This is a genomic window from Limnohabitans sp. 2KL-17 (assembly GCF_003063415.1).
In the GTDB taxonomy this organism is placed as follows: Bacteria; Pseudomonadota; Gammaproteobacteria; order Burkholderiales; family Burkholderiaceae_C; genus Limnohabitans_A.
Map to the genome: position 1 here is coordinate 73,555 of NZ_NESK01000012.1, position 23,750 is coordinate 97,304.

30 protein-coding genes are annotated in these 23,750 nt (G+C 56.3%); 24 read left to right on the forward strand and 6 right to left on the reverse strand.

The genetic code is table 11. The features are described 5' to 3' along the window. Positions 1–16 precede the first annotated feature (16 nt). From fliL to B9Z45_RS07755, 11 genes are read left to right on the forward strand one after another with little or no spacing between them, the layout of a single operon-like run. Positions 17–595 (forward strand): flagellar basal body-associated protein FliL, encoded by a 579-nt coding sequence (gene fliL, locus B9Z45_RS07705; protein WP_108406642.1) that lies wholly within the window; start codon positions 17–19, stop codon positions 593–595. Between the two features lie 31 nt (positions 596–626). Then, positions 627–1,625, forward strand: a complete 999-nt coding sequence (gene fliM, locus B9Z45_RS07710) for a flagellar motor switch protein FliM (RefSeq protein WP_233252122.1) — start codon at positions 627–629, stop codon at positions 1,623–1,625. A gap of 23 nt (positions 1,626–1,648) precedes the next feature. Beyond that, positions 1,649–1,960 (forward strand): flagellar motor switch protein FliN, encoded by a 312-nt coding sequence (gene fliN, locus B9Z45_RS07715; RefSeq protein WP_108406644.1) that lies wholly within the window; start codon positions 1,649–1,651, stop codon positions 1,958–1,960. A gap of 17 nt (positions 1,961–1,977) precedes the next feature. Continuing rightward, positions 1,978–2,289, forward strand: a complete 312-nt coding sequence (gene fliO / locus B9Z45_RS07720) for a flagellar biosynthetic protein FliO (protein WP_108406645.1) — start codon at positions 1,978–1,980, stop codon at positions 2,287–2,289. Beyond that, on the forward strand, positions 2,286–3,038 hold the full coding sequence (gene fliP, locus B9Z45_RS07725) for a flagellar type III secretion system pore protein FliP (RefSeq protein WP_108406646.1): 753 nt from the start codon (positions 2,286–2,288) through the stop codon (positions 3,036–3,038). Before fliO ends, fliP begins: the two co-directional genes overlap by 4 nt. Before the next feature lie 11 nt (positions 3,039–3,049). After that, positions 3,050–3,319, forward strand: coding sequence for a flagellar biosynthesis protein FliQ (gene fliQ, locus B9Z45_RS07730; protein ID WP_108406647.1), 270 nt, complete (start codon positions 3,050–3,052; stop codon positions 3,317–3,319). A gap of 18 nt (positions 3,320–3,337) precedes the next feature. After that, the gene (fliR, locus tag B9Z45_RS07735) at positions 3,338–4,114 is read left to right on the forward strand and encodes a flagellar biosynthetic protein FliR (RefSeq protein WP_108406648.1); all 777 of its coding nucleotides are present in this window, start codon (positions 3,338–3,340) and stop codon (positions 4,112–4,114) included. Further along, complete coding sequence (gene flhB, locus B9Z45_RS07740; protein ID WP_108406649.1) at positions 4,107–5,270, forward strand: flagellar biosynthesis protein FlhB; 1,164 nt, start codon at positions 4,107–4,109, stop codon at positions 5,268–5,270. Before fliR ends, flhB begins: the two co-directional genes overlap by 8 nt. Then, entirely contained in the window at positions 5,267–6,607 is a 1,341-nt protein-coding gene (locus tag B9Z45_RS07745) for a hypothetical protein (protein ID WP_108406650.1), read from the forward strand. The genes flhB and B9Z45_RS07745 overlap by 4 nt, the downstream gene beginning before the upstream one ends. Before the next feature lie 17 nt (positions 6,608–6,624). Beyond that, positions 6,625–7,041 carry a hypothetical protein gene (locus tag B9Z45_RS07750; protein ID WP_108406651.1) on the forward strand — a complete coding sequence of 139 codons (417 nt, stop codon included), beginning with the start codon at positions 6,625–6,627 and terminating at the stop codon, positions 7,039–7,041. Next, positions 7,038–8,027 (forward strand): hypothetical protein, encoded by a 990-nt coding sequence (locus B9Z45_RS07755; RefSeq protein WP_108406652.1) that lies wholly within the window; start codon positions 7,038–7,040, stop codon positions 8,025–8,027. The genes B9Z45_RS07750 and B9Z45_RS07755 overlap by 4 nt, the downstream gene beginning before the upstream one ends. Before the next feature lie 125 nt (positions 8,028–8,152). Here the strand turns inward: B9Z45_RS07755 and B9Z45_RS07760 are convergent, their stop codons facing one another. Together B9Z45_RS07760 and B9Z45_RS07765 are read right to left on the reverse strand one after the other, a co-directional pair. Then, positions 8,153–8,542, reverse strand: coding sequence for a surface-adhesin E family protein (locus B9Z45_RS07760; protein WP_108406653.1), 390 nt, complete (start codon positions 8,540–8,542; stop codon positions 8,153–8,155). Between the two features lie 29 nt (positions 8,543–8,571). After that, positions 8,572–9,498 (reverse strand): GNAT family N-acetyltransferase, encoded by a 927-nt coding sequence (locus B9Z45_RS07765; RefSeq protein ID WP_108406654.1) that lies wholly within the window; start codon positions 9,496–9,498, stop codon positions 8,572–8,574. 86 nt (positions 9,499–9,584) lie between these two features. On the opposite strand from B9Z45_RS07765, the gene B9Z45_RS07770 reads away from it, so the two are divergent. The 4 genes from B9Z45_RS07770 (at position 9,585) to B9Z45_RS07785 (ending at position 12,227) form a co-directional block, all read left to right on the forward strand. Further along, a complete protein-coding gene (locus B9Z45_RS07770) occupies positions 9,585–9,767 on the forward strand; it encodes a hypothetical protein (protein WP_108406655.1) in 183 nt (60 codons plus the stop codon). Between the two features lie 15 nt (positions 9,768–9,782). Then, complete coding sequence (gene motA, locus B9Z45_RS07775) at positions 9,783–10,646, forward strand: flagellar motor stator protein MotA (RefSeq protein WP_108406656.1); 864 nt, start codon at positions 9,783–9,785, stop codon at positions 10,644–10,646. Continuing rightward, complete coding sequence (locus tag B9Z45_RS07780; protein WP_108406657.1) at positions 10,646–11,638, forward strand: flagellar motor protein MotB; 993 nt, start codon at positions 10,646–10,648, stop codon at positions 11,636–11,638. Before motA ends, B9Z45_RS07780 begins: the two co-directional genes overlap by 1 nt. 85 nt (positions 11,639–11,723) lie before the next feature. Further along, a complete protein-coding gene (locus tag B9Z45_RS07785) occupies positions 11,724–12,227 on the forward strand; it encodes a hypothetical protein (RefSeq protein ID WP_108406658.1) in 504 nt (167 codons plus the stop codon). A 70-nt stretch (positions 12,228–12,297) separates the two neighbouring features. On the opposite strand, the gene B9Z45_RS07790 is transcribed toward B9Z45_RS07785, so the two are convergent. Further along, a complete protein-coding gene (locus B9Z45_RS07790; RefSeq protein WP_108406659.1) occupies positions 12,298–13,575 on the reverse strand; it encodes a sigma-54-dependent Fis family transcriptional regulator in 1,278 nt (425 codons plus the stop codon). A 337-nt stretch (positions 13,576–13,912) separates the two neighbouring features. On the opposite strand from B9Z45_RS07790, the gene B9Z45_RS07795 reads away from it, so the two are divergent. From B9Z45_RS07795 to B9Z45_RS07815, 5 genes are read left to right on the forward strand one after another with little or no spacing between them, the layout of a single operon-like run. Further along, on the forward strand, positions 13,913–14,407 hold the full coding sequence (locus B9Z45_RS07795; protein ID WP_108406660.1) for an LPP20 family lipoprotein: 495 nt from the start codon (positions 13,913–13,915) through the stop codon (positions 14,405–14,407). Positions 14,408–14,411: 4 nt separating this feature from the next. Further along, positions 14,412–15,671 carry a hypothetical protein gene (locus B9Z45_RS07800; RefSeq protein ID WP_108406661.1) on the forward strand — a complete coding sequence of 420 codons (1,260 nt, stop codon included), beginning with the start codon at positions 14,412–14,414 and terminating at the stop codon, positions 15,669–15,671. Positions 15,672–15,692: 21 nt separating this feature from the next. Further along, positions 15,693–16,262, forward strand: a complete 570-nt coding sequence (locus B9Z45_RS07805; RefSeq protein WP_108406662.1) for a FimV family protein — start codon at positions 15,693–15,695, stop codon at positions 16,260–16,262. Between the two features lie 21 nt (positions 16,263–16,283). After that, positions 16,284–17,393 (forward strand): hypothetical protein, encoded by a 1,110-nt coding sequence (locus B9Z45_RS07810; protein WP_108406663.1) that lies wholly within the window; start codon positions 16,284–16,286, stop codon positions 17,391–17,393. Beyond that, positions 17,390–17,671: an EscU/YscU/HrcU family type III secretion system export apparatus switch protein gene (locus B9Z45_RS07815; protein WP_108406664.1), complete on the forward strand. Its 282-nt coding sequence runs from the start codon at positions 17,390–17,392 to the stop codon at positions 17,669–17,671. Before B9Z45_RS07810 ends, B9Z45_RS07815 begins: the two co-directional genes overlap by 4 nt. Positions 17,672–17,728: 57 nt before the next feature. Here the strand turns inward: B9Z45_RS07815 and flgN are convergent, their stop codons facing one another. From flgN to flgA, 3 genes are all read right to left on the reverse strand, one after another. Beyond that, positions 17,729–18,157 carry a flagellar export chaperone FlgN gene (gene flgN / locus B9Z45_RS07820; protein WP_108406665.1) on the reverse strand — a complete coding sequence of 143 codons (429 nt, stop codon included), beginning with the start codon at positions 18,155–18,157 and terminating at the stop codon, positions 17,729–17,731. A 7-nt stretch (positions 18,158–18,164) separates the two neighbouring features. Then, a complete protein-coding gene (gene flgM, locus B9Z45_RS07825; RefSeq protein ID WP_108406666.1) occupies positions 18,165–18,467 on the reverse strand; it encodes a flagellar biosynthesis anti-sigma factor FlgM in 303 nt (100 codons plus the stop codon). A 148-nt stretch (positions 18,468–18,615) separates the two neighbouring features. Continuing rightward, positions 18,616–19,413 carry a flagellar basal body P-ring formation chaperone FlgA gene (gene flgA / locus B9Z45_RS07830; RefSeq protein WP_108406667.1) on the reverse strand — a complete coding sequence of 266 codons (798 nt, stop codon included), beginning with the start codon at positions 19,411–19,413 and terminating at the stop codon, positions 18,616–18,618. 377 nt (positions 19,414–19,790) lie between these two features. On the opposite strand from flgA, the gene flgB reads away from it, so the two are divergent. From flgB to B9Z45_RS07850, 4 genes are all read left to right on the forward strand, one after another. Next, positions 19,791–20,180 (forward strand): flagellar basal body rod protein FlgB, encoded by a 390-nt coding sequence (flgB, locus tag B9Z45_RS07835; RefSeq protein ID WP_108406668.1) that lies wholly within the window; start codon positions 19,791–19,793, stop codon positions 20,178–20,180. Positions 20,181–20,182: 2 nt separating this feature from the next. After that, the gene (gene flgC, locus B9Z45_RS07840; protein WP_108406669.1) at positions 20,183–20,608 is read left to right on the forward strand and encodes a flagellar basal body rod protein FlgC; all 426 of its coding nucleotides are present in this window, start codon (positions 20,183–20,185) and stop codon (positions 20,606–20,608) included. 14 nt (positions 20,609–20,622) lie between these two features. Beyond that, positions 20,623–21,315, forward strand: coding sequence for a flagellar hook assembly protein FlgD (locus B9Z45_RS07845; RefSeq protein ID WP_108406670.1), 693 nt, complete (start codon positions 20,623–20,625; stop codon positions 21,313–21,315). Between the two features lie 66 nt (positions 21,316–21,381). Next, positions 21,382–23,721: a flagellar hook-basal body complex protein gene (locus B9Z45_RS07850; RefSeq protein WP_108406671.1), complete on the forward strand. Its 2,340-nt coding sequence runs from the start codon at positions 21,382–21,384 to the stop codon at positions 23,719–23,721. The last annotated feature ends 29 nt before the right edge of the window (positions 23,722–23,750 follow it).

Here is a 23,750-nt window from a genome sequence, read left to right on the forward strand (position 1 = left end):
CTACCAAGGAACGAACATGGCAGACGAAGAAATTGAAGTTGAAGGCAAGAAAAAATCACCCCTGATCAAAATTGTGGTGATCGCTTTGGTGGCCATCTTGCTGCTGGTCGGAACTGCCGTGGGCACAATGTTTGTCACGGGCTTCTTCGACAAAAAAGACACCCAGGCAGCAGAGCAGGCCCTGAAAAACCTGGAAGAAGGCACAACCGACAGCAAAGCGGCTGCCAGCGAAGCCGCGCCTCAAAAGAAGGCAAAAGAGTCACCCGAGCTGCAGCGCTTTGAAAACAGCTACATGGAGCTGGAAAAGCCTCTGGTCTCCAACCTGACCAACACACGAAAAGTCATCCAGCTCAATCTGGCCATCATGACGCACTACGACGAGCGCGTTTTCAAGAACGCCAAGAAGCACGAGTTCGCATTGCGCTCAGTGGCCCTTGATGTGATGCGCCAAATGACCGAAGCTGATTTGGTAAAACCTGAATTCCGAAAAGAACTGGCCTCCAAAATCCGGGAAGAAATGAACAGCGTCCTGCAAAAATACGAAGACTTCGGTGGCATCGAAGAGGTGTACTTCGCCAGTTTTGTGGTGCAGTGAGCCCGCACACCCTTGAAGAAAACCTTTGACCATGGCTGAAAACCAACCCTTGTTGTCCCAAGATGAACTGGCCGCCCTGTCGGCCAGCATCAGCGATGGCAGCCTTGACGTTGACACGGGCTACAACCTCGATGCCCAGATTCGCAAGCACGACCTGGCGGCAGAAGACAGCAGCTTGGGTGTCAACGTTTCTTCGCTGGATATGATCAACGAACGCTTCATTCGCATGTTCAGACTGGGCATGCTTGAAGTTCTGCGCACCAGCCCGAGGATCAACCCCAGCCGGGCACAGATTGTCCGCTTCAGTGACTACCTCAAAGACCTGAAGGCCCCCCTGTCGGTCAACATCATCCGCATGGCCCCTTTGCGTGGGTACGCCATGGTGGTGATTGAACCCACCGTGGTGTTCAGTTCGCTCGACAGTTTTTTTGGTGGCTTTGGCCGCGGTGTGGGCCAACTGCCTGCGGGTCGGATGTTCACTCCCACCGAAGCCCGCATCATCAAAATCATCTTGCAGGTCTTCTTCAGGTCATTCAAGGAAGCCTGGTCGCCAATTACACCCATTGATTTCGAACATGTGAGTTCCGAGATCAACCCCCAGTTTGCCCAAATTGCAGATGAAAACGATCTGGTTGTACTCAGCCGTTTCGAGTCAGATGCCACCACGCAAGGTTCGGGCTTCATCGACATGGTCATCCCTTACGTAGCGCTCAAACCCGTGCGCGACTTGCTGCGCAGCCGCGTTCAAACCGGTGACGGCAACGAAGAGTCCGACAAGGTTTGGCATTCCCAGCTGACCGATGCCGTGCGCGATGCAGAACTCGAAATCCAGATCCTTTTGGGCAAGCTCAGTTTGTCACTCCAGCAGCTGCAAACCATGCAGCCCGGTGACGTATTGCCCTTTAAAAAATCCGAATCGGCCAGAGCCCTCATTGAAGACATGCCCGTATACGATGTCGAAGTGGGCGCCTTGGGCAGCCAGGTGGCGGTCAAAATCGTCCAGGCCATCAGCCCATCCGTGCAAGCTTGACACCCCCACACAGAGGAACGCTTATGAGCGATACGACCACCACCGCCGAATCCACCCAGGAAACCGGGGAAAAAGGCCAAATCCATTCGGATGTTTTACAAAACATCCCAGTCACCTTGTCGATTGAGGTTGGCCGCGCCGTGATCAAGATCCGTGACCTGATGCGCCTGACCCAAGGCAGCGTGGTCGAGTTGGACCGCATTGCCGGAGAGCCTCTGAATTTGCTGGTCAACAACACCGTGGTCGCACAAGGCGAAGTGGTATTGGTCAACGACCGTTACGGCATTCGGCTGACCCGCGTGGTGCCAGCCTCGGAACGGCTTGACAACCTTTAATCCAGAATGGCCAGGCTATGAACTCGGTATGGACTTTGGGAGACTGGCTGCAATACCTGTTCAGTTTCATTTTTGTGATCGGTTTGTTGCTGGCTCTTTTGTGGACCCTGCGCAAATTGCAGGGCGGCTCTTCGCTGCTGGGCAAAAATACCCAGCGCATGCAAACACTTGAAACACTGTCGGTCGGTACCCGCCAAAAGATCATGCTGATCCGGGTCGATGACCGGGAAGTCCTGATCGGGGTCACCGCCCAAAATATGAGCGTGCTGACCCCCTGGCCTGACGCTTGCACCCCTGACGCCGCATCACCTGAAAATACAACACCATGAAGCGTTCCGTCACCATTGGCCTGATCCTCACCGTGCTGATCGGGCTGCTGCCCGTTTTGGCGCAAGCCGCCCCGGACATGCCGGCCATCACAAGCAGCAACACCGGCAAAGGCACGCAGTACAGCATCACGCTGCAATTGCTGGCCCTGATGACGACCCTGTCGGTGCTGCCATCCCTGCTGCTCATGATGACTGCTTTTGTGCGCATCGTGATCGTCATGTCGATCTTGCGGCAAGCTTTGGGCACGGGTCAGACCCCCCCCAACATGGTCATCGTCGGGCTGTCGCTGTTCCTCACACTTTTTGTGATGTCTCCCGTCCTCAACGACGTTTACCAAAACGCTTTGCTGCCCTATATGAACCAGGGCATGGCGTTTGACAAAGCACTGGCGGCCGCAGAAAAGCCGATCCGGGCTTTCATGCTGCTGCAAACCCGTGAAGACGACATCGCCATGTTCATGGAAATAGCCCGCAACAAAGCTGTGACCAGTTCGCAAGATGTGCCGTTTATGACCCTGGTGCCCGCGTTTTTGACTTCTGAATTGAAAAGCGCTTTCACGATCGGCTTTTTGATTTACATCCCCTTTGTCGTGATTGACCTGATCGTGGCCAGCGTCTTGATGTCCATGGGCATGATGATGTTGTCACCCATGATGATTTCGATGCCTTTCAAGCTGATGCTTTTTGTGCTGGTTGACGGCTGGAGCCTGATCATGGGTTCTTTGGCCGGCAGCTTTGCCATGCCTTAAAGGAGTACATCATGGACACCGCCATGGTCATTGATTTGAGCCGTCAGGCTTTGTGGACCGCCATGCTGGTCTGTGCGCCTTTGCTGCTGGTGGCCTTGGCCGTGGGCTTGTTCATCGGCATCATTCAGGCCGCCACCTCGGTCAACGAATCGACGCTCAGCTTCATTCCAAAGTTGATCGTGATGGGGCTGGCCTTGTTGGCTTTTGGCAGCTGGCAACTGGTCACCCTGATCGACTTCACGCGCAGCATTTTTCAGCGCATCCCGACCTTGTTCACCTGAACACGGACCCTGCCCGCCATGAATTTCCTCGCAGCCGACATCATCGAAAGGTTTTATACCTTTTTGTGGCCCATGCTGCGCATTTCTGCATTGATGGTCACAGCCCCCATTTTTTCGCTCAGCGCATTCAACCTGCGCCTGCGGATTTTGATGGCCCTTGTCCTGGCCTGGCTGGTTTACCCATTGCACCAGTGGCCTGTGCTCGACCCTTCCACCGCACCCGGTCTGGTCGAGGTCTTCAACCAGATCATGATCGGGGCCGTCATGGGCCTGATCCTGCAAGTTGTGGTCGCAGCCATTGTCGTCGGGGGGCAAAGCATTGCCGCAGCCATGGGTTTGTCCATGGCCAACATGCTGGATCCCAACATGGGCAGCGTGCCGGTCATCTCACAATTGCTGATCATCATGTCGACCTTGATTTTTGTCGGTTTTGGAGGGCATGCCATCTTGCTCGGCTTGATCTCTGAATCCTTCAACTCACTGCCAATCGGCACCTCCATCCTCAACCAAAACGTCTATGGGCGCGTTCTGCAGTGGAGTTCCATGGTGTTTTTGGGGGCGGTTTTGATGGCCTTGCCTGTCATGGTCTCGCTGCTTTTCATCAACGTCGGCCTGGGCATCGTCACACGGGCTGCGCCCAGCCTGAACATTTTTGCAGTCGGATTTCCTGCCATGATCATCGCGGGCTTCCTGATCTTGATCATCTCGATGGGCAGCATCGGGACCCGTATTGAGTGGCTCTGGGTGCAGGGCTTCACTGTTTTGCGCGACGTGATGGGGGTGCCCAATGTCTGAAGCCACAGGTCAGGACAAAACCGAAGAGCCAACGGCCCGAAAACTGAGCAAGGCGCGCGAAGACGGGCAAGTGGCACGGTCGTCAGAATTACCCGCCGCTGTCATTGTCATTGGCGCGCTCTTGATGCTGTTGATGACGGGCGGATGGCTGGTCACACGCATGGCCAACGTTTTTGCCAATGGCTTTGTGTTTGACCGCACCGCCATCAACAAGCCCCTGCTGCTGCCCGCGATTTTTGGCGACCAATTGATGGCGTCTTTCATCACCGTGATGCCCATCATGGTCTTTACCGTGGTTGCGGCCATCGTGGCATCTGGCATGACTGGCGGTTATCTTTTCTCAATGCAGGCCGTTGCCCCCAAAGGCTCAAAACTCAGCCTGATCAATGGCCTCGGCCGCATATTTGGAAGCCATGCGCTCGTTGAACTGGGCAAAGCCCTGCTCAAATTCAGCCTGGTTGCAATCGTCTTGTGGTGGTCACTGATGTCCAACATGGACGGACTGATCCGCATCGGTCAGATGGGGCTGGAGCCCGCCCTTGCCGCTGCAGGCGTCATGATCATGCAATCGGCCTTGTGGGTGGCACTGAGTCTGGCAGTCATTGCAATGATCGATGTGCCTTACCAAAAATACTCGTTCAACAAGCGCATGCGCATGACCAAGCAAGAGGTCAAAGACGAGTACAAACAAATGGAAGGCAGTCCAGAGGTCAAAGCCCAGATCCGCAGGCGCCAGCGCGAAATGGCCAACTCACGCATGATGCAACGGGTCAAGGATGCCGACGTGGTGATCACCAACCCCGAGCACTTTGCCGTGGCGCTTGAATACGACCCCACCGGAGACGGTGCCCCCATCATGGTCGCCAAAGGCTCGGACCACATGGCGGCAATGATTCGCGAAGAAGCCAAGGCCCATGGCGTTCATTTGTTTGAAGCCGCACCCCTGGCCCGCGCCATTTACTTCACCACTGAAGTTGAGCAACAAGTGCCGGAAGACCTCTACCATGCCGTCGCCCAGGTCATTGCCTATGTCTTTAGCCTAGAGGCGGCATCACCCATGAATCCGCCCCAAGCCAAACCCAAAGTCAAAGTTCCTTCAAGGATGCTTTTCAACCCCGATGGCAGTCGGCTTGAGAAAGCTGGAGCCAGCGCATGAACACCCAGATCCACCCTGAGACCACCGCCTTGAATAATTTTGTCTTTCGAGCCGCTGATCGCATGCGGATTGACGGCTGCGCCAACGCCGTGGCACGCGAGGGCCTAAGTCTGGCGCTTTACTGCCCCTTCGAGGCCCTGCTGGACCACTACGTCAATTTGCTTTTGGCCAGCTTGCGCCAGCAAGCGCCTGAACACCGGATCGAGGTGTACTTTCCAGCCAGCACCGAATCCTTGCTGGACCGTTTCAACGAAGTGCTGGCCACCCAGTCGCTGAACCAGGCCGTCAAAACAACATCGAGTGTGAACCAGGCCCAAATCTGGGTGGTGCACGATGCCCAAATGCTGCCCGAGACCGAAATCCAGTTGCTGGCACGCTTGATCCAAAATTTTCCAGGTGCCAATATCAGGGCTATTTTGCTGATGTCTGGCAACTACAACCCCAACAAGGCGCCCTTGTCGGCTTTTGGCCGGAAAATTTTGCGCTGGGACATAGAAGCACCTACCGAAGAACAAGCGCAAGCTGCGCTCGATCTGGCCCGTCACGAAGGCCGTTTCAATTCGGTACAACAATTGATCCAGCGCATCCAGCGCAAACAGTTTCCCGAGCTGGACATGCCCTTCAGTCCCACCATTCAAGCTGCTGCCATGACCAGCCTCGAACCGGCTCCAGCCCCAAGGTCCACACTCAAAAGCAAGCTGCACGCATTTCAGCAACACGGTGCTTCAGCCTTGCAGGCATTTCGGCAAACTGGCCAGAGTGTCAACAAAACCGCCTTCTGGATTCGGCAGAACACCAAGTTGGCTTTGGGCATTGCCTTGGCCTTGTTCGTGTCCACGCTGACGATGCTCTGGATTCAGCCTGAGGCGTTTGGCATCAAGCCTGCCAAACCCATTGCGGCCGCACCCCTCAAGAGTCCGCAACTGGCGTCTCAAACGCCGGCAACGGCACCTGTTGTGATCGCAGACGAGCCCCCTCGCCCTGTGGTGGCTCCTATGGCCAAGACGCCGACAGAGTCAGCCATCGAGGCGCCTGAAGCCACGCTGGATGCCCAAGCCTGGATCAAAAAACTGGATGCTGGCAGCTTCTTACTGCAGCACGGCACATCAAACAGCTACGAAAAAGTACTGGACATTCAGCGCAAATTTCCTGGACTGAAACAGGCCCAAATCGTTGCGGCCTACCGCCCCGGCGAAAAATTGGCGCATTTCGTGATCGTGTCAGGCCCATTCAGTGAAGTCGGACAAGGTTATGAGGCTTCCAAACGTCCCGGTATTCCGAAAAGCTGGGTTCGCCCAACCCGCAGCTTGCAAGATCAACTCAAGAGCCCGACCTGAGCGATGGAAGCCATTCGATGAAAAAAAACACCGTCATCCGCAACGACTCACCTCACGCCGTTAAGTTGCGTGAAGGCTCCAATGTGGCCGAACGAAAGGTCAAAAAAGTCGCTGTGGCCAAAGAGGACGCGGCCAAACCCGATGTCAAGCTGATGGCCAAACTCGCGACTGAAGTCAGGCCAGTTGCAGCCAAAATGCCCAAACCTTCAGCGGCCAAAGCCCGACCGAGTGTGCGCCTGAAGTCACCACCCACACCGGCTGCACCCGCCCCTGCAGCGATCACAGCTCCGACCATCCTGGACGAAGACGCACTGTGGGAGCAAGACAATCCTGTGAAAAGCCGTTTGGCACAGCTCAGGACACGCAACGCACTTTTGGATGAACAACTCCAAAGACTGAAGTCCCCCATTCATGCCCGAGGAAACAAATCATGAACGAGAACACATTCACGCCCGCCGCTGAGCCCCAGGACAACGGGCACGCCGAGGCCAGCCCGGAGCAGCCGTCCTCAGTGTCTGCACCGGATAACCTGGTGACCCACCGAGAGGTGCCCCATGCGCCGGCTCCGGCCCCTGCACAACATGTGCACATGGGCGTTTCAGTTGACCAACGTGCCTACCAGCAATACCAGTCGCTGGCCCAAGTGGTCCTGGACTCGGCTGACCTGGCGACCAAATCGGCAGAAGCCGCCGCCAACGCCAGCAGCCAACTGAGACAAACCACGGCAGACTTCAAGGACCTGACAGAGGCGGGTCACAAAAAGGCCCAGCTTTTGTTGGCCATCACGGGTGGTGTATTGGTCATCAGCCTGATCTTTTTCCTCATCATGGGCGTTCGCTTGGTCAGCCGCATCAACCAGCTCGATGCCATGCTGATGGCCGTCGGTAAACGCGTGGTGGAGCTCAACTCGGGCATGGAATCCCTTGAAGGCGTCAACCAAAGCGTGAAAGAGCTGGCCTCCCAGCAAATGGCCTTGACCAAATCGCAGGGCCAGATTGAGGGCCGGATTGATGCATCCCTCAAACAGTCTGAAAGCCTGGTTCAAAAAGTGCCGAGCGAGACCGCCAAACAAGTGGCCGCCAGCAGCGACTCGGTGATCCGGCAAGTTCAGGGCATCAACGCCAAATTGCAAACGCAAGCCAATGCTGTTCAAGCCATGGGCAACGAGGTGAAATCCCTGAAAACAGCTGTCGGCAATGTCGACGTTCTCAAGCGCGATGTCGAAGCCTTGGTCACGCTGCAAAAAGAACGCTATCTGGAAACAGTGCAAAAGAACACCGCCACCGCATCACGCGAGCGGGCAGTGCAGTTTCCCCGCTATGCAGCCCCTAAACCCGGCGAGACCAGTAGCGCTGCACCCGCCCCCGCAACATCGGCTACAAATCCAGGCAGCGCGGCTTTGCCGCCCACCAAACCCTGAGCGCTTCACGCACAAGTTCAACGCGCATTTGACTCGCTTCTGACGCGCAGGGGGATTTTCAAGGGGCTGGAACAGTCTTGCTTTGATGAACTTCAGATACTGGCCGATTCAGGTCGGCCTGGGGTTCACTCAATGCAAACGGCGATGTAGGTCAGCACAAAAACACCATTCGGTGGGATCTTTCTCCAATACCCCATCTCGTTGACGGTGAAGATTTTTTGACCCGTCATTTTGGAGCCTGAATAACTGGTCACCTGCCCCAAGCGGTGCATCTTGTAATTGCAGTCGTACTCGTTCAGGTAACGCCTGGACAAGACCCCATCGGCGTCAGCGACCTTCAGGTCTTGCATTTCCCACACCCTGCGCACAGTTTCTTCTTTTTCAATCGAGTTCCGATTGACATAAAGCGTCACTTCAGCCGTTTCACCGATTCGGGTCCAGGCCCATGCAGAGACTGGCGAAAGGCCTCCAAGCAGCAGCAAAAAGCCCAGGCTTCCCAGCAAAAATGGTCTCATTGAAAACACCCGAAAAGTCATTTTTTCTCTCAAAAATATGTGCCGGCCAGAGTCACCGCCCGACCTCCCGTGCCCAATTTGAAGCGGGAAATACCTGGCAAATCGTGGGTATTGATACCGCCCAAATCGAGAACCTCCACACCGAGCTCTTGCAGATACACCATCGCTTTCCACATCAATGCATTGTGTGCATTGAGCTGGCGGCCCTCGTCATCAGCCCAACTCATATGGTAACTGGCGACATGCCCATGAATCAAGAACAGCATCGCAGCCACCGTGTTCTTGCCCAGCTCGGCATATGCCACGGCAAAAGTCTGGCGAGGATCCGCGTTGGCTGAGATATAGGCCTGCACAAAATCGGTGGGCAAACCATGGAATTTTTTGGCTTCGCGCTGGTCCATTTCCTTGCCCAGCAACCACTGACAACGCTTCAAGCTGGGTTGCACCTGAACCCTCAGTTTTTCGTTCAACAAGACCTTGTTCAATCGGTTGCGCCATTTGCCCTCCAACCCCTCCTTCAGGCTCGTCAAGGGGCTGGTCAAATCCAGCTGCACGGTGGAATAACCAGTCATCACCCGAGACATGCCCTTGATTTCGACAGCGTCCACCTCGGGCCGCGCCCGGTCCGGCGAAAACAGCAACACCTTGAGGCGAGGCAAAGGGATGGACTGACGCAACAGCCGATAAACCAGGGCGCGTTGCGCGGGCGTTGCATCGGGGTGCCAAACAGGCCCGCGCGTGCAAGAGGCCAGCGAAACATAGCCCACAATGCGCTTGCACATGAACTGTGCGAGGGCCACAAGTTGGCCGTCATCCCAGACCATGGCACGGTGCATGACCACATCCAAGGAGGTCAAAGCGTCGCCATACGCCCAGGCCTGCTGCAATGCGCCGTGCTGTAAGGCATGGAATTCCTCCCACTGTGCCTGCGGTAAATGGTCCCAACTGACTTTCATATTGTCATAATAGGTAAATTTTTTGATTTCAACTCAAGATCCACCATTTGAAACCGATGAATACAGGCGTAATTGGAAAAAAGACCATGTCTTCGCCCAAACACCCGCCCATCCTCGGCCATGACATTCCGAAAGCCCGTTTGACGCTTTCTGGCTGGGCATGGGCCGGGCTTTATTTGGGATTGCCCGTCATCTTGCTGGGCAATTTGATCGACTTCATTTTCCAATGGACACTGGGTTGGTGCATCGGCATCTGGTGCATTGTCTAGCTTTAAAGGGCCACCATGTTTTTCTTTATCGGTTTAGCGGTTGTTTTTGGCGCTGTGTTCGGCGGCTACGTTTTGGCTGGCGGAAAGATGGCGCCCATCATCAAGGCCGCGCCTTTCGAGTTCATCATTATTGGGGGGTCGGCCATTGGCGCGTCTTTGGTGGCCAACAGCTTTCCGGTGTTCAAGGCGGCCATGGCCGGTATCGGCCAATGCATCAAAGGCCCCAAATGGCACCAGGCCGACTACCTGGCCCTGATGCTTTTGGTGGGCAAACTGCAAACCGTGATGAAAAAAGAAGGCGTTGTCGCTCTCGAATCTCACGTGGAAAATCCTGATTCAAGCCCCATTTTTGGCGAGTTCCCCAAACTGGCCAAAGACCATTCCATCGTTCAGATGATTTGCGATCCCTTGCGCCTCATGGTCATCTCTCAAGGCAACCTGGATGCGGATGCTCTGGATGATCTGATGAAAAAAGCCATCAAGGTTCACCACCACGAAGCCCTGCTGGCCCCTGCCGCTTTGGCGGGCATTGCCGGCGGTTTGCCAGCGCTGGGCATTGTGGCCTGCGTGCTGGGTGTTGTGAAAACCATGGGGGCCATTGACCAACCCCCACCTGTGCTGGGTGCGCTGATTGGTGCTGCTCTGGTGGGCACGCTGATGGGTGTGTTTTTGGCCTATGGCATGTTTGAGCCCTTTGCCGGGCGTCTCACCCAAATCATCAACGAAGATGCCCAGGCCTTCGATGTGATCCGCGAAATGATCGTCTGCAACCTCAAGGGTCACGCCCAGCCACTGATCATTGAGTCGGCCCGGGCCTGCATCTCGCACCACAGCCAACCCAGTTTCTCTGAAGTCTTTGATGGCATGCGAGGCTCCTGATGGCCGAGGCAGAAAAACCAGCCGAAGCCGCGCCGGACGATGCGGCAGCTTTGGCGGCTGCAGCAGCGGCGGCGGCCGCAGCGGAGGCCATGCGGCCCATCATTCGCAAGATCATTGTCGAAGATGGGCATGCAGGTGCCCACGGTGGCGCCTGGAAAATCGCACTGGCCGACATGATGACGGCCATGATGGCTTTCTTTTTGCTGATGTGGCTGTTGGGTGCCAGCACCGAAGACAAGAAAAAAAGTGTCGCTGACTATTTCCGGCCGACGTCACACAGCCAGATCGCATTTGGCGAGTTGGCTGGCTCCAACGGTTTGTTTGGTGGCAAATCCGTCATCGATACCGACGGGTTTCCTTTCACTGCAAAACAAAGTGCCATGTTGGAGCGCTTGACGCCGCAGGCTCAGGGTGGGCCGGCTGAAAGCTTTGGGTCGTCCAAAGAAGAAAACAACAAAGATGGACCCTCTGAGCAAGACCCCGGCAAAGAAAGCGGCTCAGGCACGCCCGCCCAGAAACAGGACAAGGAAAACTTCGACAAGCTCGAAAAAGAGATCAAGCAAAAACTGTCGGAGAGCAAACAGTTCGAAAAAATCAAGGACCAGGTCAGCATCACCCGCGACAAAGAGGGTTTGCGGATCGAGGTCATCGACAAGGCCGATTTCGCCATGTACGGCTCGGGTGGTGCAGAAATGGGATCCAAGGCCGCTGCCTTGATGTCCGAGGTGACCAAAACCCTCAAGCCCTTGCCCAACAAATTGGCCATTCGCGGGCACACCGACAGCACGGGTTTTCCACCTGAAAGCATGCGCAACAACTGGTCCTTGTCGACCGAGCGCGCGGATGCCACGCGCCAGTTCATGCAAAGCCAGGGCATCAATGCCAACCGGTTTTCACGCATCGAGGGTGTGGCGGACACCAACCCCAATGTGCCAAACAACCCGGCAGACCCACGCAACCGCCGAGTCAGCATCACCGTGCTCAACCAGTGATCCGGGCTGATGGCGACCACAGATGCGTTAACCTATGGTTCATGGCCACATACTGCCACCCAGTCCCCAAGCGAAAGGTTTATCCATGTTGAAAAATATTGCCATCGGTGTAGCGATAGGGGTTTTGGTGATGGGCGGCATCTGGGGTCTGGTACACGTCATGGGCGGTCCAGACAACGCCTCCGCCGAACTCAGCATCGATGACACCATGCCCGGTGGCAACAAAGGCGTGCTCAACCTGATCTGTGAACTTGACCTCGACTTGGACGGTCAATTGGCTTTGGGCATCAAGGAAAACGAGCCCACCCGAATCACCATGGCTCAGATCGATTTTGAAAAAAATTCGGGCTGGTACCAAGGCAAAATCGCCATTTCCGAAAGCCGTGCAGGCACCCTCACCCTCATGGGCACCCGACTCAAAGTCAACCGTCCGGCCATGTTTCAGCGTTTTGGCGTGATGATCGCTGGTGAAGAATTCGTGGTGGACCGCAAAACAGGCAGCTTTGTGCAAACACTCAGCCTGCAAGATGGCCGCAACGTGAAATTGATCAAAGGCACTTGCGCCAAGGTCATCAAACCGCCGTTTTAAACGGCTTCTCCTGCAGCCCGATGGTCTGGCCTAGGCTTGGTCAAGGCCAACGTCAACGTCAACGTCAACGTCAACCCACCCCACGCAAATCGTATTTGTTGATCTTTTCGATCAAGGTGGTTCTTTGCAACTGGAGCAACTTGGCCGTCTGAGAAACATTGCCCTGCGTTCGGGCCAGCGCCTGTTCGATCAAGCTGCGTTCAACTTCCACCAAGTGCTGCTTGAGCGACATCCCCTCTGGCGGCAAAGTCTGAATGCCCTGGGCCAGCAAGATGGCTTGCTCCACCTCGTTGATCTCATCGTTGGAGGCAGCCAAGGGTGCAGGATTGAAGGACTTTACGGGGAAGCTGAAAGAGCCCCCTGCCCCACCCAGCAGGTGCGCCATCGGGTCGTCATCGCTCTCAAAAGGGGCCCCGCCCTCCTGGCCTAAGCCACTCAAGGGGCCTGTCAAAGCAGTATCGAGGCCGGGCACGGCCACTTGAGACACCGCCACAGTAGAAGCGCTCAAGGCAGGCGGAAAAGTCACCGTGGTGGACATGCCGCGCTGCCCCATCCATTCGGCCTGCAAGGCGGCCAAACCGAGCGGCATCATGCAAGCAGGTATGGTCTGAACCTGCAGCAATTGCGAGGGGTACAGGGTAGAAAATCGGTCTACCAGATTGGACAACTCGCGCACATTGCCAGGCCAGGCGTAATCCTGCATGAGCTGCATCATATCGTCCGAAAAAACGATAGCCTTGGTCTTGGGCAAGGCGTGTTTGCCCGCGTAAAAATTCAGCAAAGGGGCGATGTCTGCTGTGCGCTCGCGCAAAGGTGTGGTGACCACCGGCAATACATTGATGCGGTAGTACAAATCTTCCCTAAAGCGGCCAGCTTCGACCTCAGCCTCGAGCTTTTTGTGGGTGGCAGCCACCACACGCACATCGATGGGCACCTCTCTGGAAGCGCCCACCGGCAAAATGCAGCGCTCTTGCAACACACGCAACAACTTGACCTGCATGTCCATCGGCAAGTCGCCAATTTCATCCAGAAACAATGTTCCGCTGTGGGCCAACTCAAAGCGGCCCAAGCGATCGGCCACCGCGCCGGTAAAACTGCCCTTTCGGTGCCCAAAAAGCTCGCTTTCAATCAAATCGCGTGGGATGGCCCCACAGTTGATCGGCACAAAAGGCCCCGATGCACGCGGCCCTTGCATGTGCAGGGCTTGCGCAACCAACTCCTTGCCAGTTCCGCTTTCTCCGGCGATGAGCGCGGTCGAAGACGATGCCGACAAGGTTTTGATCAACTCGCGAAGAAACAAAGTCGCTTGACTCTCGCCAATAATGTGGGGGTGGGAGTTGGATTTCATCCGCAAAAGACCATGGGTTTGTCGATCACCGGCACGCTCAAAATCAACATTTGCTGACAAGACGCTCAGTTCGAAGTTGCTATTAATATGACTTATGATGGTTATAAATGATTTTCCACCTTCTAGGCAAGCAAAAATGATAACTTTAGGGGCAAATCGACAAAATTCCCAATACTGTTCATTTTTGGGGTCTGTCCACAGCCCACACCCCCGATTCTCATGCCTTACTCGGCGAGTTCGCTCAAGACTTTCAAGCTACTGCCGATACACCATGCATGACAAATCAAATTGGTCAGCCCATTTCAGGGCTGGGCAGGCTTACCTCTGGAGTTTAAAGATGACCTTCAACCGATCATTGGCCGCAAGCATGCTCGCCCTGACAGCCTTGGCTGGGTGCGAAAGCATTCCCTTGAATGGGCTGTCCTCTGGCAGCCAAACTGGCCCTGCAGCGCCCGTGTCCATGATCACGCCCATGGTCGAAAAGCGCGAAACACTGGTGGCCACAGGCTACGCCGTTATCAGTGTCCAAAACCACAAAAATTCAGCACAGCAACGCCTTCTCGCCATCCGGGCCTCCAAACTCGATGCCTACCGCTCACTCACCGAACAAGTTTACGGCCAGCAACTGGACGCCACCACCACCGTGGCCGACATGACCGTCATGAGTGACACCTTCAGGGCCAAGGTCGAGGGTGTGATTTATGGCGCCGTGCTGGTCAACATTGCCCCCGTGGGTGAAGACACCTACGAAACAACCCTGTCGCTGGACCACCATGTGGTCAGAGATCTGCGCAGCTTGTACCTGAGCCAATTGACCGCGCGTCGGCGCTGAAACCATGTTCAAGCAAACGGCACCACAGGTCTGCGGACCAAAAAGCCCGGGCGCTGAATTCAAGCGCTTGGGCCAAGCTGCGGTCTTGGTGCTTTTAGCGATGGCTTGTGCAGGCGTGCAGTCGCAAAACGCCCGCCCTGCCAATCGGGGTGATGCCGTTGTGGACACGGCCAGCCCTTCGCCCAATGCCCAAGTTGCGCGCACGCAAACGCAAACGCAAAAACAGCACGAAGCTCAGCTGAGTGCGATCCGACAAGCCATTTTGCAAGCCACCATTGACCGCCCGACCCGGGTGCTCAGCAGCGCTTGGATTGACGACAAAGGCGCGCTGCACGAAAGCGCCCATTTCCAGTCCGAAGCGCAGGTTCGCGGTGTCCGCGTTCTGTCCTACCTGGAAGACGAAAAAGATGCCGCACCCCAGGTCAGCGCCGAGGTCTTGCCTTGGGGCTGGCGTGCGGCACAGTCCAAGGCCGCGTGCACGCCACCGCCTCGCCCCTGGCGCTTGCCCCTGGTGCTGCAGACCCGCATAGAAAATGGTTTCACAGGCACACAAAATTTTGCCAGCCAATCCTTGCTGAACATCGCGAGTCAGGCGTGGTCTGAAAAAATGCAAGCCTCGCAACGCTGGCGCGCCCAGTTGAAAGAGTCACCCCCTGAAAATGCCTACATGCGGGCCTTGACCGGTCCCAGTGAAAGCCCGACCGGCTGGACTGCCGAACTGGTGCTCAAGCCACACGCCCCGGCTGCGGCCATGGGCTTTCAAAAAGCTTGGCACGCCGTGAGCAAAGACGAAGCCGACTGGCGCTGGACATTGAGCTTCACACTGGGCGAACGCCACTCGCCCACAGGTCCGATCGAGCCCCATTGGCAAATTGAGCACGTCATATCGATTGATCCCCAGGCTTTGGGCCAACACCCCAGCGCCTGGATCCACCCCTTGAAAGAACAACTGCAAAGTCAAATTCAGGCATGGGTCAAACAACTGGACAAGCGCTCCGAATGCGCACCCATCCAGTTTCATGTGCGTCGCAACGGCCAGGACGGCCTGCAACTGCAAGCGGGCTTTGAAAGCGGCTTGCGCGCAGGTGACCGTGTCTTGTTGATGAACCCCAGCCACGTGCCCAGCCAAATGCTGGAGCCCGGTGCCACCCAGCATCTGGCCTTGGCGCAAGTGGTTAAAGTGGGACCGAACCGCACCGAACTCCAACAACTGGCCGGCCCTGCATTGGCCGTCCAGGGGCACTGGATGGCTTTGCCACTTTGAACCAGCGTGATGAGCACACTTATGCAAAAACGACACATGACCGCCCTGCTTGATGCTGCACACAGCGGCGCTTTTTCGATTCGCCATCGCATGATGCTCGGGTCAGGGCTCGTTTTTCTAGCGATTGCAATCTTGAATGTTTCACCTGCCAAGGCGGCCGAAACCTCTGCAGCCGCAGCATCAGCGCTCAAAGTATTGGCGATGCCAGCGAACGAAGCCAACAACACGAACCCTGCAGCAGCCACAGCCCATGCTCACAGTGGGTCGACTGCCAACGCGCACAGCATCACAGTTCAAAAAGGCGAAAGCATCGATGCCGTGATCCGGCGGGGTTTGCCTGGCTTGGCTTTGAGGGATGACTTCATGCGCCAGGCTTTGGCCAGGGCCAATCCCAAAATTTTCCCCAAAGGCCAGACTTATCCCGTCAAGCCCGGCACAGTCCTGACGCTGCCTTCACACGAAGAGTTGCGACAACACCTCTTGTCGCAATACCCCGCCACAGTCGCCTTGTTTCAAGCATCGCCCGCAGAAAATTTGGCCAACGACCAGGCCTCAGGCCCGGACAAACGCCGCTGGGTGCGTTTCCCCTAAGCCCGAAGCAGGCAGGTCCATATGATCACGGGGGCTGAAACAGCCCACCTGACCCCAAAAACGCCCACCATTTACCTGGACGGCAAATTGCCGCTGGTCATCGCCAAGACCGCAGCAGAGTTGGGCTTGCGTGATGGGCAAGTGATCCAATCCACCGTCGAGTCCAAACTGGACGCCTTGCGTCTGAACCTGCAAGGCCCCCAGCAAGGGCAGTTCATTGACCTGCCCAAGGACCTGCCCGCAGGTCTGCGACTCGCCTCAGGCGACACCGCACTGTTCAGGGTTCAAGTGATGGCCAATGGCAGCATCGTGCTGCGCCCATTGCAAGCCGCACCAGCACCAGCCAGTCCAACGCCAGCAACGGCCGCAGCACTGCCGGGGAGAACAGCGCAATTGGGCTTTCGGCCCCCGGACATGCAGGCCTTGGCACAATTGCTCAGACCAGGCGTGCTCGACAGCATGCTGCAAGGCCTGCCTGCATCTGCACCCGAATTGGGGGCCCTTCAGCAATGGCTTCGGCTGCGGCCCGGCATGGCCCAACTCACCCCCGAAAAGCTGCAGCAAGCCATTCACAGCAGCGGCTTCATGACCGAAAGCCTGCTGTCCCAGGGCCTGGGAGCCGGCCTGGTGGACCTGAAAAGCGTCCTGCGCCAATTGCTGCGCAGCGGTTCCGCCACCGACAAGGACAGCCTGATTGGCGACAGCCTGGACGACATCGAGTCGCACCAAATGACGGCCCAAGAAACCATCAATGGCCGCGAATGGGTGTTTTCAATGATGCTGCCTTTTGCCGATGCCAAGCCGGTGAACCTGCGCTTTTCTCGCAGCAGGCGCCAGCCTGGGCAAGACAAACCGCCTTTTGTCATCCACCTGCACACCCGCAACCGTGACCTGGGCGAAGTCTGGCTTCAAACCCGCATCAGCGACCAGACCGATGTCGACATGGTGATGTGGGCGCTGCGCGAAGACGTTGTGTTGCGGGCCAAGGCCCTTGCCAACAACCTCGAACAAGAGCTCGACAGCGCAGGGCTGAACATGACCCGGCTACAGATCATCCATGGTGCAGGTCCGCAGCAACCCATGCCCTATGGTGCCCCTGACACGGGCAGTTTGCTGGACGTGCACACATGAAAGCCCCCCTCAAAGAAGCCATCGCGCTGGAATACGGCGCCCGCAAAACACCCGTCATCAGTGCCAAGGGGCAAGACGATTTGGCGCAAAAAATCATTGATGAAGCCCAGCGCCATGGCGTTTATGTGGCGCAAGACCCGCAATTGCTGGCCTTGCTCAGCCGGGTGGACCTGGAGGCTGAAATACCGCCCGAGATGTACACGGCGGTGGCGGTCATTTTGTCGTGGGTTTACTGGCTCAAGGGCATGCGCCCTGGCGATGAGAAAAATACCGGATAAAACGGGTGACTGCTTTGGTCAATACCGCCCTTGAGGTCGCCCCTCAAGAAAGTAGCTTCAGGCCAGTTGGTAGCCCCAAGCACCTTGCCGCCTGGCAAGCTGGCCCATGCGGTTGTACAAGTCGACAGTGGGGGCCGACTCGCCCTGCAAAGCCTGCAAAGCGCCTTTGACAGCCTGTAATTGACGCTGCAACAACTGAATATTGCGCAAATGGTCTTGCTTGCACTGCTGCAAGCTGTCCTGGATCTGTTGCCAAACAACCGGCAAGGGGTTTTGGGATGCAGCCCATTGCGCTGTCACCGCCAAACCTTCCAACAACAAGGTTTTTTCTACCTGAAACGCCTCAAAAGCCACCAAATCGCGCGTTTTGAGGGCTTCAAACTCCAAGCTCAAGATCTCCGCCAAGCGCAAAGCAGACTCAGGCGCAGCCAACAAAGCAGCCTCCTGGTCCAGAACTTCGGAGTGGGAAGGGGTGAGCTCGTTCATGCCTTGGTCAGCCTTTGATCATTTTTTCGATGGCCACAAAGCTCTCGGCGATGCGTCGGGGATCCATAGAGTATTGACCCTGCTGGATGGCCGTCTTGATGGCATCCACCTTGGCACGGTCAAACTCAGGCTCTTGCATGGCCTGACGGGCCACACTGCTCAAGCGCAGTTCGTCTGTCGGAGGCGAAGCAACTTGCGCTGCCGCCTCGGCGGTTGGGGCAGAAACGCGCGGTTCACCCTTGGCCACCGTCTGCCGGTTGCCGGATTCTATTTGGGCCTTGCGGCCAAAATGAGAGATGGGATCTGTCATGTTCGTTCTCTTTTCTGGTCTTTGGACAAAGAGCTAAGACCTCGCTCGAATATCGAATCGGCACGAAATGTTGCAACTTGAGCCCAATGAGCGATTATTTTAATTTTTTACCATGCAAAATCATCAGACTTAATTCGGCTTGCCGCTGTCACAGACCGACCACCTGGTTGGGTCCTTGCACTCGGCCACTCAGCTCACGGCCGGAATCGCGGTTTTTGAGCTTGATCTGCTCGCCAAAGCGCCCATCCTGCATGGCCTCCACCCGGGCGGAGATCTGGAAACCCTGGGTCTGCCCCACTGACAAAAGAACCACCTGGCCCCTTTTCACCAGCACGGCGGGTCGGATGTCGAAACTGCGCAAAGGCACGCCGGGCCGCACATCGCGAACCACTTCGGCGTAGACCACTTCGGAAGCCAGTTCAAGCACATTCACCGGTATACCCAAAGTATCGACCTGAACACGCTCAACATGAGTCTCATTGAGTGTCATGCCCCGCTGCAAAGGCACGCTGGCCACCAACACCCACCGTTTTGGCGGCTCTTGGGGCTTGTCCAATTTCGGCGGAGCAAGGCTTACAAGGGCTTTGCTTGGCAGACTCACACGAACATATTGCTGCCAAACAGGCTGGTTGCAACGCACCCTGACAGTCTCGGGGTTGGGAAATGGCAGGTCAATGAGCAAGGCCTTTTCGCAACTGCGCACCTTCATGCGCGCGTCCATGGGGGCCAGCGTGACCTGATCGGCAGGCACTTTGGCAGACTGGGCGACCCAGTTTTTCACTGCCGCTTGAAGCACATCGCCTGGCAACGCCGCTGCGCTTGCGGGATTGGCATTGCCTGCGGCAAAAGATGCAGCACTGCATAGCCACAGCGCCAACCCCAGCACGAGCCCACGGGCGATCAACTGATCCAAAAATCGGCAGAGCATTTGCGGAGAATGTTTCATAGGTGTAGAAGTTTTGACAGTCGGGGTGACTTTCAAGGTGTTAAGCAATAACAGGACCAACCCCGACAAGCCCCCTCTGGCAAGGCATTGGGCTTGAACATCTGCAAACAGACCCGCTGGGTCAACCAACTGCATCCCAAGCCCATCGGCCTGAAAAAAAAGTCCCACCGGCTAACTCTTGCCGCCAACGACGAGAAATTGCCGCTTGGCCGATGGCAGGCCTGTGATTGCCGCTTCACAGACCCCACAAAAGGTGACAGAAAAAGTTGGCACAGCTTTTGCTGCATTCGACACGAGGCCTCTCAACTTGAGCGGCCAACGTCAAAAGACCGACGAACCTTGAACATCGAACCCACAACAGTTGCCCAGGAGTCCAGATGAATTTGTTAAACCAAGCACTTGGCGTGCACGAACAAGCTTTGCAAGTCAAAAGCCGACGCCTGGAAGTGTTGGCGCAAAACATCGCCAACGCCGATACCCCCAACTACAAAGCACGTGACATCGATTTCAAGGCCGTCTTGGGCGCCGCTCAACAACAAGAAACCGCCATGACCAGCACCAGCGCCGGTCACTTTGCCGCCGGCCAGGAACTCAGCCCGGACGGCATGCGCTACCGCACCCCTTTCAACACCTCGTTCGACGGCAACACGGTAGAGATGAGCGTTGAGCAAGCCAACTACGGTAAAGCTGCGGCCGATTACCAGGCCACCTTGAACTTTTTAGAAAACCGGGTCAGCAGCGTGCGCAAAGCCCTGCGAGGAGATTGAACATGAGCATGGACAATATTTTTGGCATTGCCGGCAGCGCGCTGAACGCGCAACTGACCCGCATGAACGCCACCGCCTCCAACCTGGCCAACGCCGGCACGGTATCCACCACAGAAAAAGAAGCCTTCCGCGCCAAACGCCCCATTTTCAAAGCATTGGTCGATGAGCAAATGACCAACGCCGGCGCGCCTTATGTGGGCGGCGTGAAGATTGACCGCATGTCGGACGACGGTGCCACACCCGTTCGCGTGTCAGACCCCAAAAACCCGCTGGCCGATGCGCAAGGCTACGTCTTCAAGGCCAACATCAGTGAAGTCACCGAGATGGTGGAAATGATGGCAGCGGCTCGCTCTTACCAAAACAACGTAGAAGTGATCAACACGGCGCGGCAACTGATGATGCGCACGCTGGACATCACCAAGGCCTGATCCGAAAGCACCCTATGGCAACCGACTCCGTCAATTCTTCCAGCCTGCTCAAAAACGTCACACGTTACGAAGACGTGAAAGACCAGGCCAAGTCAAAAACCAGCGAAGAAATGGGCAAGCAGGACTTTCTGACCCTGTTTACGGCACAGCTGCAAAACCAGAACCCGCTGGAACCCGTCAAGAACGAAGCCTTTGTGGCCCAGCTGGCGCAGTTCTCGCAACTCGAAGCGCTGACCAACATGCAAACATCGCTGGACACTTTTGTGACCTCCATGTCGGGCGAACGCATGCTCAACAGCGCCTCACTGATCGGTAAAAAAGTGGCCGTCAGCGACTCACTGACACAGTTGACCAAGGGCGGCACCATCGACGCCAACATCGACCTGCCAGAAGGCGCTGCAGGCATCAAGATCAATGTCACCGATGCCCGGGGCAACCTGGTTCGGGAAATGATCGCCGGCCCTCAAATGCCTGGCACCACCCCCATCCAATGGGACGGCAAAGACGCCATGGGCAACCCTGCCCCTACAGGTTTGTACCGCCTGACCGCTGATGCCGTGATCAACGGCAACACCGCCAAAGTCGCGGTCAGTGCCCTCTCCACGGTTCGGTCCATCGTGACCAATCCGTCTGACGGCAGCGTCAGCGTAGAAATCGATGGCGGCAAAGTCATCTTGCTCACCGATGTCAAACGCGTGGGCATGTAAGCCAACGCAAAACGCCCACCCCCTGAATAGACCCCACACCCTTACGCATCACAGGAGCCTTCCAGCATGTCGTTCTATACCTCGCTCACCGGACTGAACTCTGCCACCGCACAGTTGGCCGTTACATCCAACAACATCGCCAACGTGGGCACATCGGGCTTCAAACGCTCGCGTGCCGACTTTGGCGACATCTTCTCGACATCACCGCTGCAAAAATCTTCCAGCAACATCGGTCAGGGTGTGTCGCTCAAACAAGTGAGCCAGGAATTCAGCCAGGGCAACATCTCCACATCGGGCAACTCACTCGACCTGGCGATCACCGGCGACGGATTTTTTCCACTGAAGTCAGCGGATGGCCTGCAAGAGGTTTACACCCGCAACGGCTCCTTCACGCTGAACGACCAGAACAACGTGGTCAACTCCACTGGACAACGGCTGCAAGCCGCCTCGGTCGACTCGTCCGGCAAGGCCGACTTGACCAACCTGTCTGCGTTGACGATTCCACCCAAGACCTCCGGTGAGGCGGTCGAGACCACGCAAATTCAGCTGGGTTTGAACTTGCCCGCCGACTCTTTGGTGATCACCGCCGACTTTGACCGGACCAACGCCAGCACCTACAACAAAAGCACCGCACTGACGGTATACGACAGTGGTGGTAACGGCTACCTGGCCACGGTGTATTACGCCAAAACACAAAACGCCAGCCAGGACAGCCCGTTCTCCAAATGGCAAACCTACTTTTTTGTGGGCGATACCCAAGTCAAGCCTGCACTGCAACAAGCCACCGACAACGTGAGCAGCGCTTTGTTTGTGAACAAATACGGCGATGTTCTTCCTAAAAGTGACACACGCGTTGTGCCCAGCTCGGGCACGACCGAGATGTACACGCTGGACCAACTGCAAGACATCCGCGCATCCTCCCCCGCCACAGCCATTGGCAGCGGACTGACAACAGTCAACTACAACAATGGCGCTTTGGTCGGTGCCACCACGGGAACCCTGAGTTTCAAAATCCAGGTTGACAACTCGGGCGTATATCGTGACGTCAACTACGCCCTCACCGCAAGTGACTTCGACCCCGAAGTGCTGTCGCGCAACGTTGAAATCGCCATCAACAACGTGCTGGGCACTGTGGCAGACACGCCTGACGATGTCTCCACCACCGCCGTCAATGAATTCAAAAGAAATGCCAGCTTTGGCATCACGGTTCAGTTTGACCCCGATGCGGCCAAATTCTCCATCGCCTCTGGTACCACAGGAGACGCTTCCAGCATTTACATCACATCCGCCAATGACAAAGCCATCGCCTTGATGGGGCTTGCAGATAATGCTGAACTGGTTGTGGAGGCCTCGCCCTCTGAAGCCTTGCGCGGCAAGGCCAGTGAACCGGCAACGCTGAGGGGTGAAACCATGACCATCAACACCACCAAAAGTGTGTTGGTGACATCCGCCAACAAAGACTTCTTTGTTTCAGTAGACGGGATCGCTTCCAAAATCGAACTGCCCTATCCCACCACCTATACCAACATCGATTCGTTTGCCAAAGCGCTGCAAGACAAAATCAACACGGTGGTGGACGTGGAATCTGGTCGCAAGGTGACAGGTGTGACCGTCAGCTTCGACCCCAAAACCAAACAACTTGAGTTCATTACAGGCACCACGGGGGACAACGCATCGATTCAGGTGACCGGTCCCGCTGACTGGGGCTTGTCCGACACAGAAATGCAGTTTGGCGCCACCACCGAGTGGAAAAAACTGGCGCAATACACTGAAAACGGTGCCCTGCAATATGTCAAAAATGGCAGCCAGACCGAAGACGCCACCGGGATTTCTACCAAAACCGAATGGTGGCCCGTCTATCTGGACCGCGGCGAGCTGAGTTTCGATTTGACCGGTAAACCCGTTTCGCCCCTGACAGGCATGCCTTTCGAAACAGCCTTCCTGCAAGGCGGCAAGGGTGCGTTGAACATGTCCATTGACTTCACCAAGTCGACCCAGTATTCGAGTGCCTTTGCGGTGCTGTCGCAGTCACAAGACGGCGCACCTGAAGGTGATCTGATGGGCCTGAACATCGGTGTCGATGGTCTAGTCAATGCCACCTATTCCAACGGGTCCCAGAACTCGCTGGGCAAGATCACCTTGGCCAACTTCTCCAGCCCCTCCGGTTTGCGCCAGGTGGGTGACGCCAGTTATCTGGCATCGGCCACTTCGGGCATCGCCAAGATTGGTGAAGCTGGCTCAGCCGGCTTTGGCTCAATCCGCGCTGGCGCTACAGAGCGTGCCAACGTCGACTTGACACAAGAACTCGTGGACCTGATCACCGCACAACGGAACTTCCAGGCCAACGCCAAAGCCATTGAGACCAGCAGCACGATGACCTCCGCGATCATCAATATCCGTGCTTGATGGCTTGAACTGCTTAACCCACTGAAAGC

Excerpts from the sequence above, each read along its gene's own strand:
- fliL (WP_108406642.1), top strand. The coding sequence starts at position 17 with ATGGCAGACGAAGAAATTGAAGTTGAAGGCAAGAAAAAATCACCCCTG.
- fliM (WP_233252122.1), top strand. The coding sequence starts at position 627 with ATGGCTGAAAACCAACCCTTGTTGTCCCAAGATGAACTGGCCGCCCTG.
- fliN (WP_108406644.1), top strand. The coding sequence starts at position 1,649 with ATGAGCGATACGACCACCACCGCCGAATCCACCCAGGAAACCGGGGAA.
- fliO (WP_108406645.1), top strand. The coding sequence starts at position 1,978 with ATGAACTCGGTATGGACTTTGGGAGACTGGCTGCAATACCTGTTCAGT.
- fliP (WP_108406646.1), top strand. The coding sequence starts at position 2,286 with ATGAAGCGTTCCGTCACCATTGGCCTGATCCTCACCGTGCTGATCGGG.
- fliQ (WP_108406647.1), top strand. The coding sequence starts at position 3,050 with ATGGACACCGCCATGGTCATTGATTTGAGCCGTCAGGCTTTGTGGACC.
- fliR (WP_108406648.1), top strand. The coding sequence starts at position 3,338 with ATGAATTTCCTCGCAGCCGACATCATCGAAAGGTTTTATACCTTTTTG.
- flhB (WP_108406649.1), top strand. The coding sequence starts at position 4,107 with ATGTCTGAAGCCACAGGTCAGGACAAAACCGAAGAGCCAACGGCCCGA.
- B9Z45_RS07745 (WP_108406650.1), top strand. The coding sequence starts at position 5,267 with ATGAACACCCAGATCCACCCTGAGACCACCGCCTTGAATAATTTTGTC.
- B9Z45_RS07750 (WP_108406651.1), top strand. The coding sequence starts at position 6,625 with ATGAAAAAAAACACCGTCATCCGCAACGACTCACCTCACGCCGTTAAG.
- B9Z45_RS07755 (WP_108406652.1), top strand. The coding sequence starts at position 7,038 with ATGAACGAGAACACATTCACGCCCGCCGCTGAGCCCCAGGACAACGGG.
- B9Z45_RS07760 (WP_108406653.1), bottom strand. The coding sequence starts at position 8,542 with ATGAGACCATTTTTGCTGGGAAGCCTGGGCTTTTTGCTGCTGCTTGGA.
- B9Z45_RS07765 (WP_108406654.1), bottom strand. The coding sequence starts at position 9,498 with ATGAAAGTCAGTTGGGACCATTTACCGCAGGCACAGTGGGAGGAATTC.
- B9Z45_RS07770 (WP_108406655.1), top strand. The coding sequence starts at position 9,585 with ATGTCTTCGCCCAAACACCCGCCCATCCTCGGCCATGACATTCCGAAA.
- motA (WP_108406656.1), top strand. The coding sequence starts at position 9,783 with ATGTTTTTCTTTATCGGTTTAGCGGTTGTTTTTGGCGCTGTGTTCGGC.
- B9Z45_RS07780 (WP_108406657.1), top strand. The coding sequence starts at position 10,646 with ATGGCCGAGGCAGAAAAACCAGCCGAAGCCGCGCCGGACGATGCGGCA.
- B9Z45_RS07785 (WP_108406658.1), top strand. The coding sequence starts at position 11,724 with ATGTTGAAAAATATTGCCATCGGTGTAGCGATAGGGGTTTTGGTGATG.
- B9Z45_RS07790 (WP_108406659.1), bottom strand. The coding sequence starts at position 13,575 with ATGAAATCCAACTCCCACCCCCACATTATTGGCGAGAGTCAAGCGACT.
- B9Z45_RS07795 (WP_108406660.1), top strand. The coding sequence starts at position 13,913 with ATGACCTTCAACCGATCATTGGCCGCAAGCATGCTCGCCCTGACAGCC.
- B9Z45_RS07800 (WP_108406661.1), top strand. The coding sequence starts at position 14,412 with ATGTTCAAGCAAACGGCACCACAGGTCTGCGGACCAAAAAGCCCGGGC.
- B9Z45_RS07805 (WP_108406662.1), top strand. The coding sequence starts at position 15,693 with ATGCAAAAACGACACATGACCGCCCTGCTTGATGCTGCACACAGCGGC.
- B9Z45_RS07810 (WP_108406663.1), top strand. The coding sequence starts at position 16,284 with ATGATCACGGGGGCTGAAACAGCCCACCTGACCCCAAAAACGCCCACC.
- B9Z45_RS07815 (WP_108406664.1), top strand. The coding sequence starts at position 17,390 with ATGAAAGCCCCCCTCAAAGAAGCCATCGCGCTGGAATACGGCGCCCGC.
- flgN (WP_108406665.1), bottom strand. The coding sequence starts at position 18,157 with ATGAACGAGCTCACCCCTTCCCACTCCGAAGTTCTGGACCAGGAGGCT.
- flgM (WP_108406666.1), bottom strand. The coding sequence starts at position 18,467 with ATGACAGATCCCATCTCTCATTTTGGCCGCAAGGCCCAAATAGAATCC.
- flgA (WP_108406667.1), bottom strand. The coding sequence starts at position 19,413 with ATGAAACATTCTCCGCAAATGCTCTGCCGATTTTTGGATCAGTTGATC.
- flgB (WP_108406668.1), top strand. The coding sequence starts at position 19,791 with ATGAATTTGTTAAACCAAGCACTTGGCGTGCACGAACAAGCTTTGCAA.
- flgC (WP_108406669.1), top strand. The coding sequence starts at position 20,183 with ATGAGCATGGACAATATTTTTGGCATTGCCGGCAGCGCGCTGAACGCG.
- B9Z45_RS07845 (WP_108406670.1), top strand. The coding sequence starts at position 20,623 with ATGGCAACCGACTCCGTCAATTCTTCCAGCCTGCTCAAAAACGTCACA.
- B9Z45_RS07850 (WP_108406671.1), top strand. The coding sequence starts at position 21,382 with ATGTCGTTCTATACCTCGCTCACCGGACTGAACTCTGCCACCGCACAG.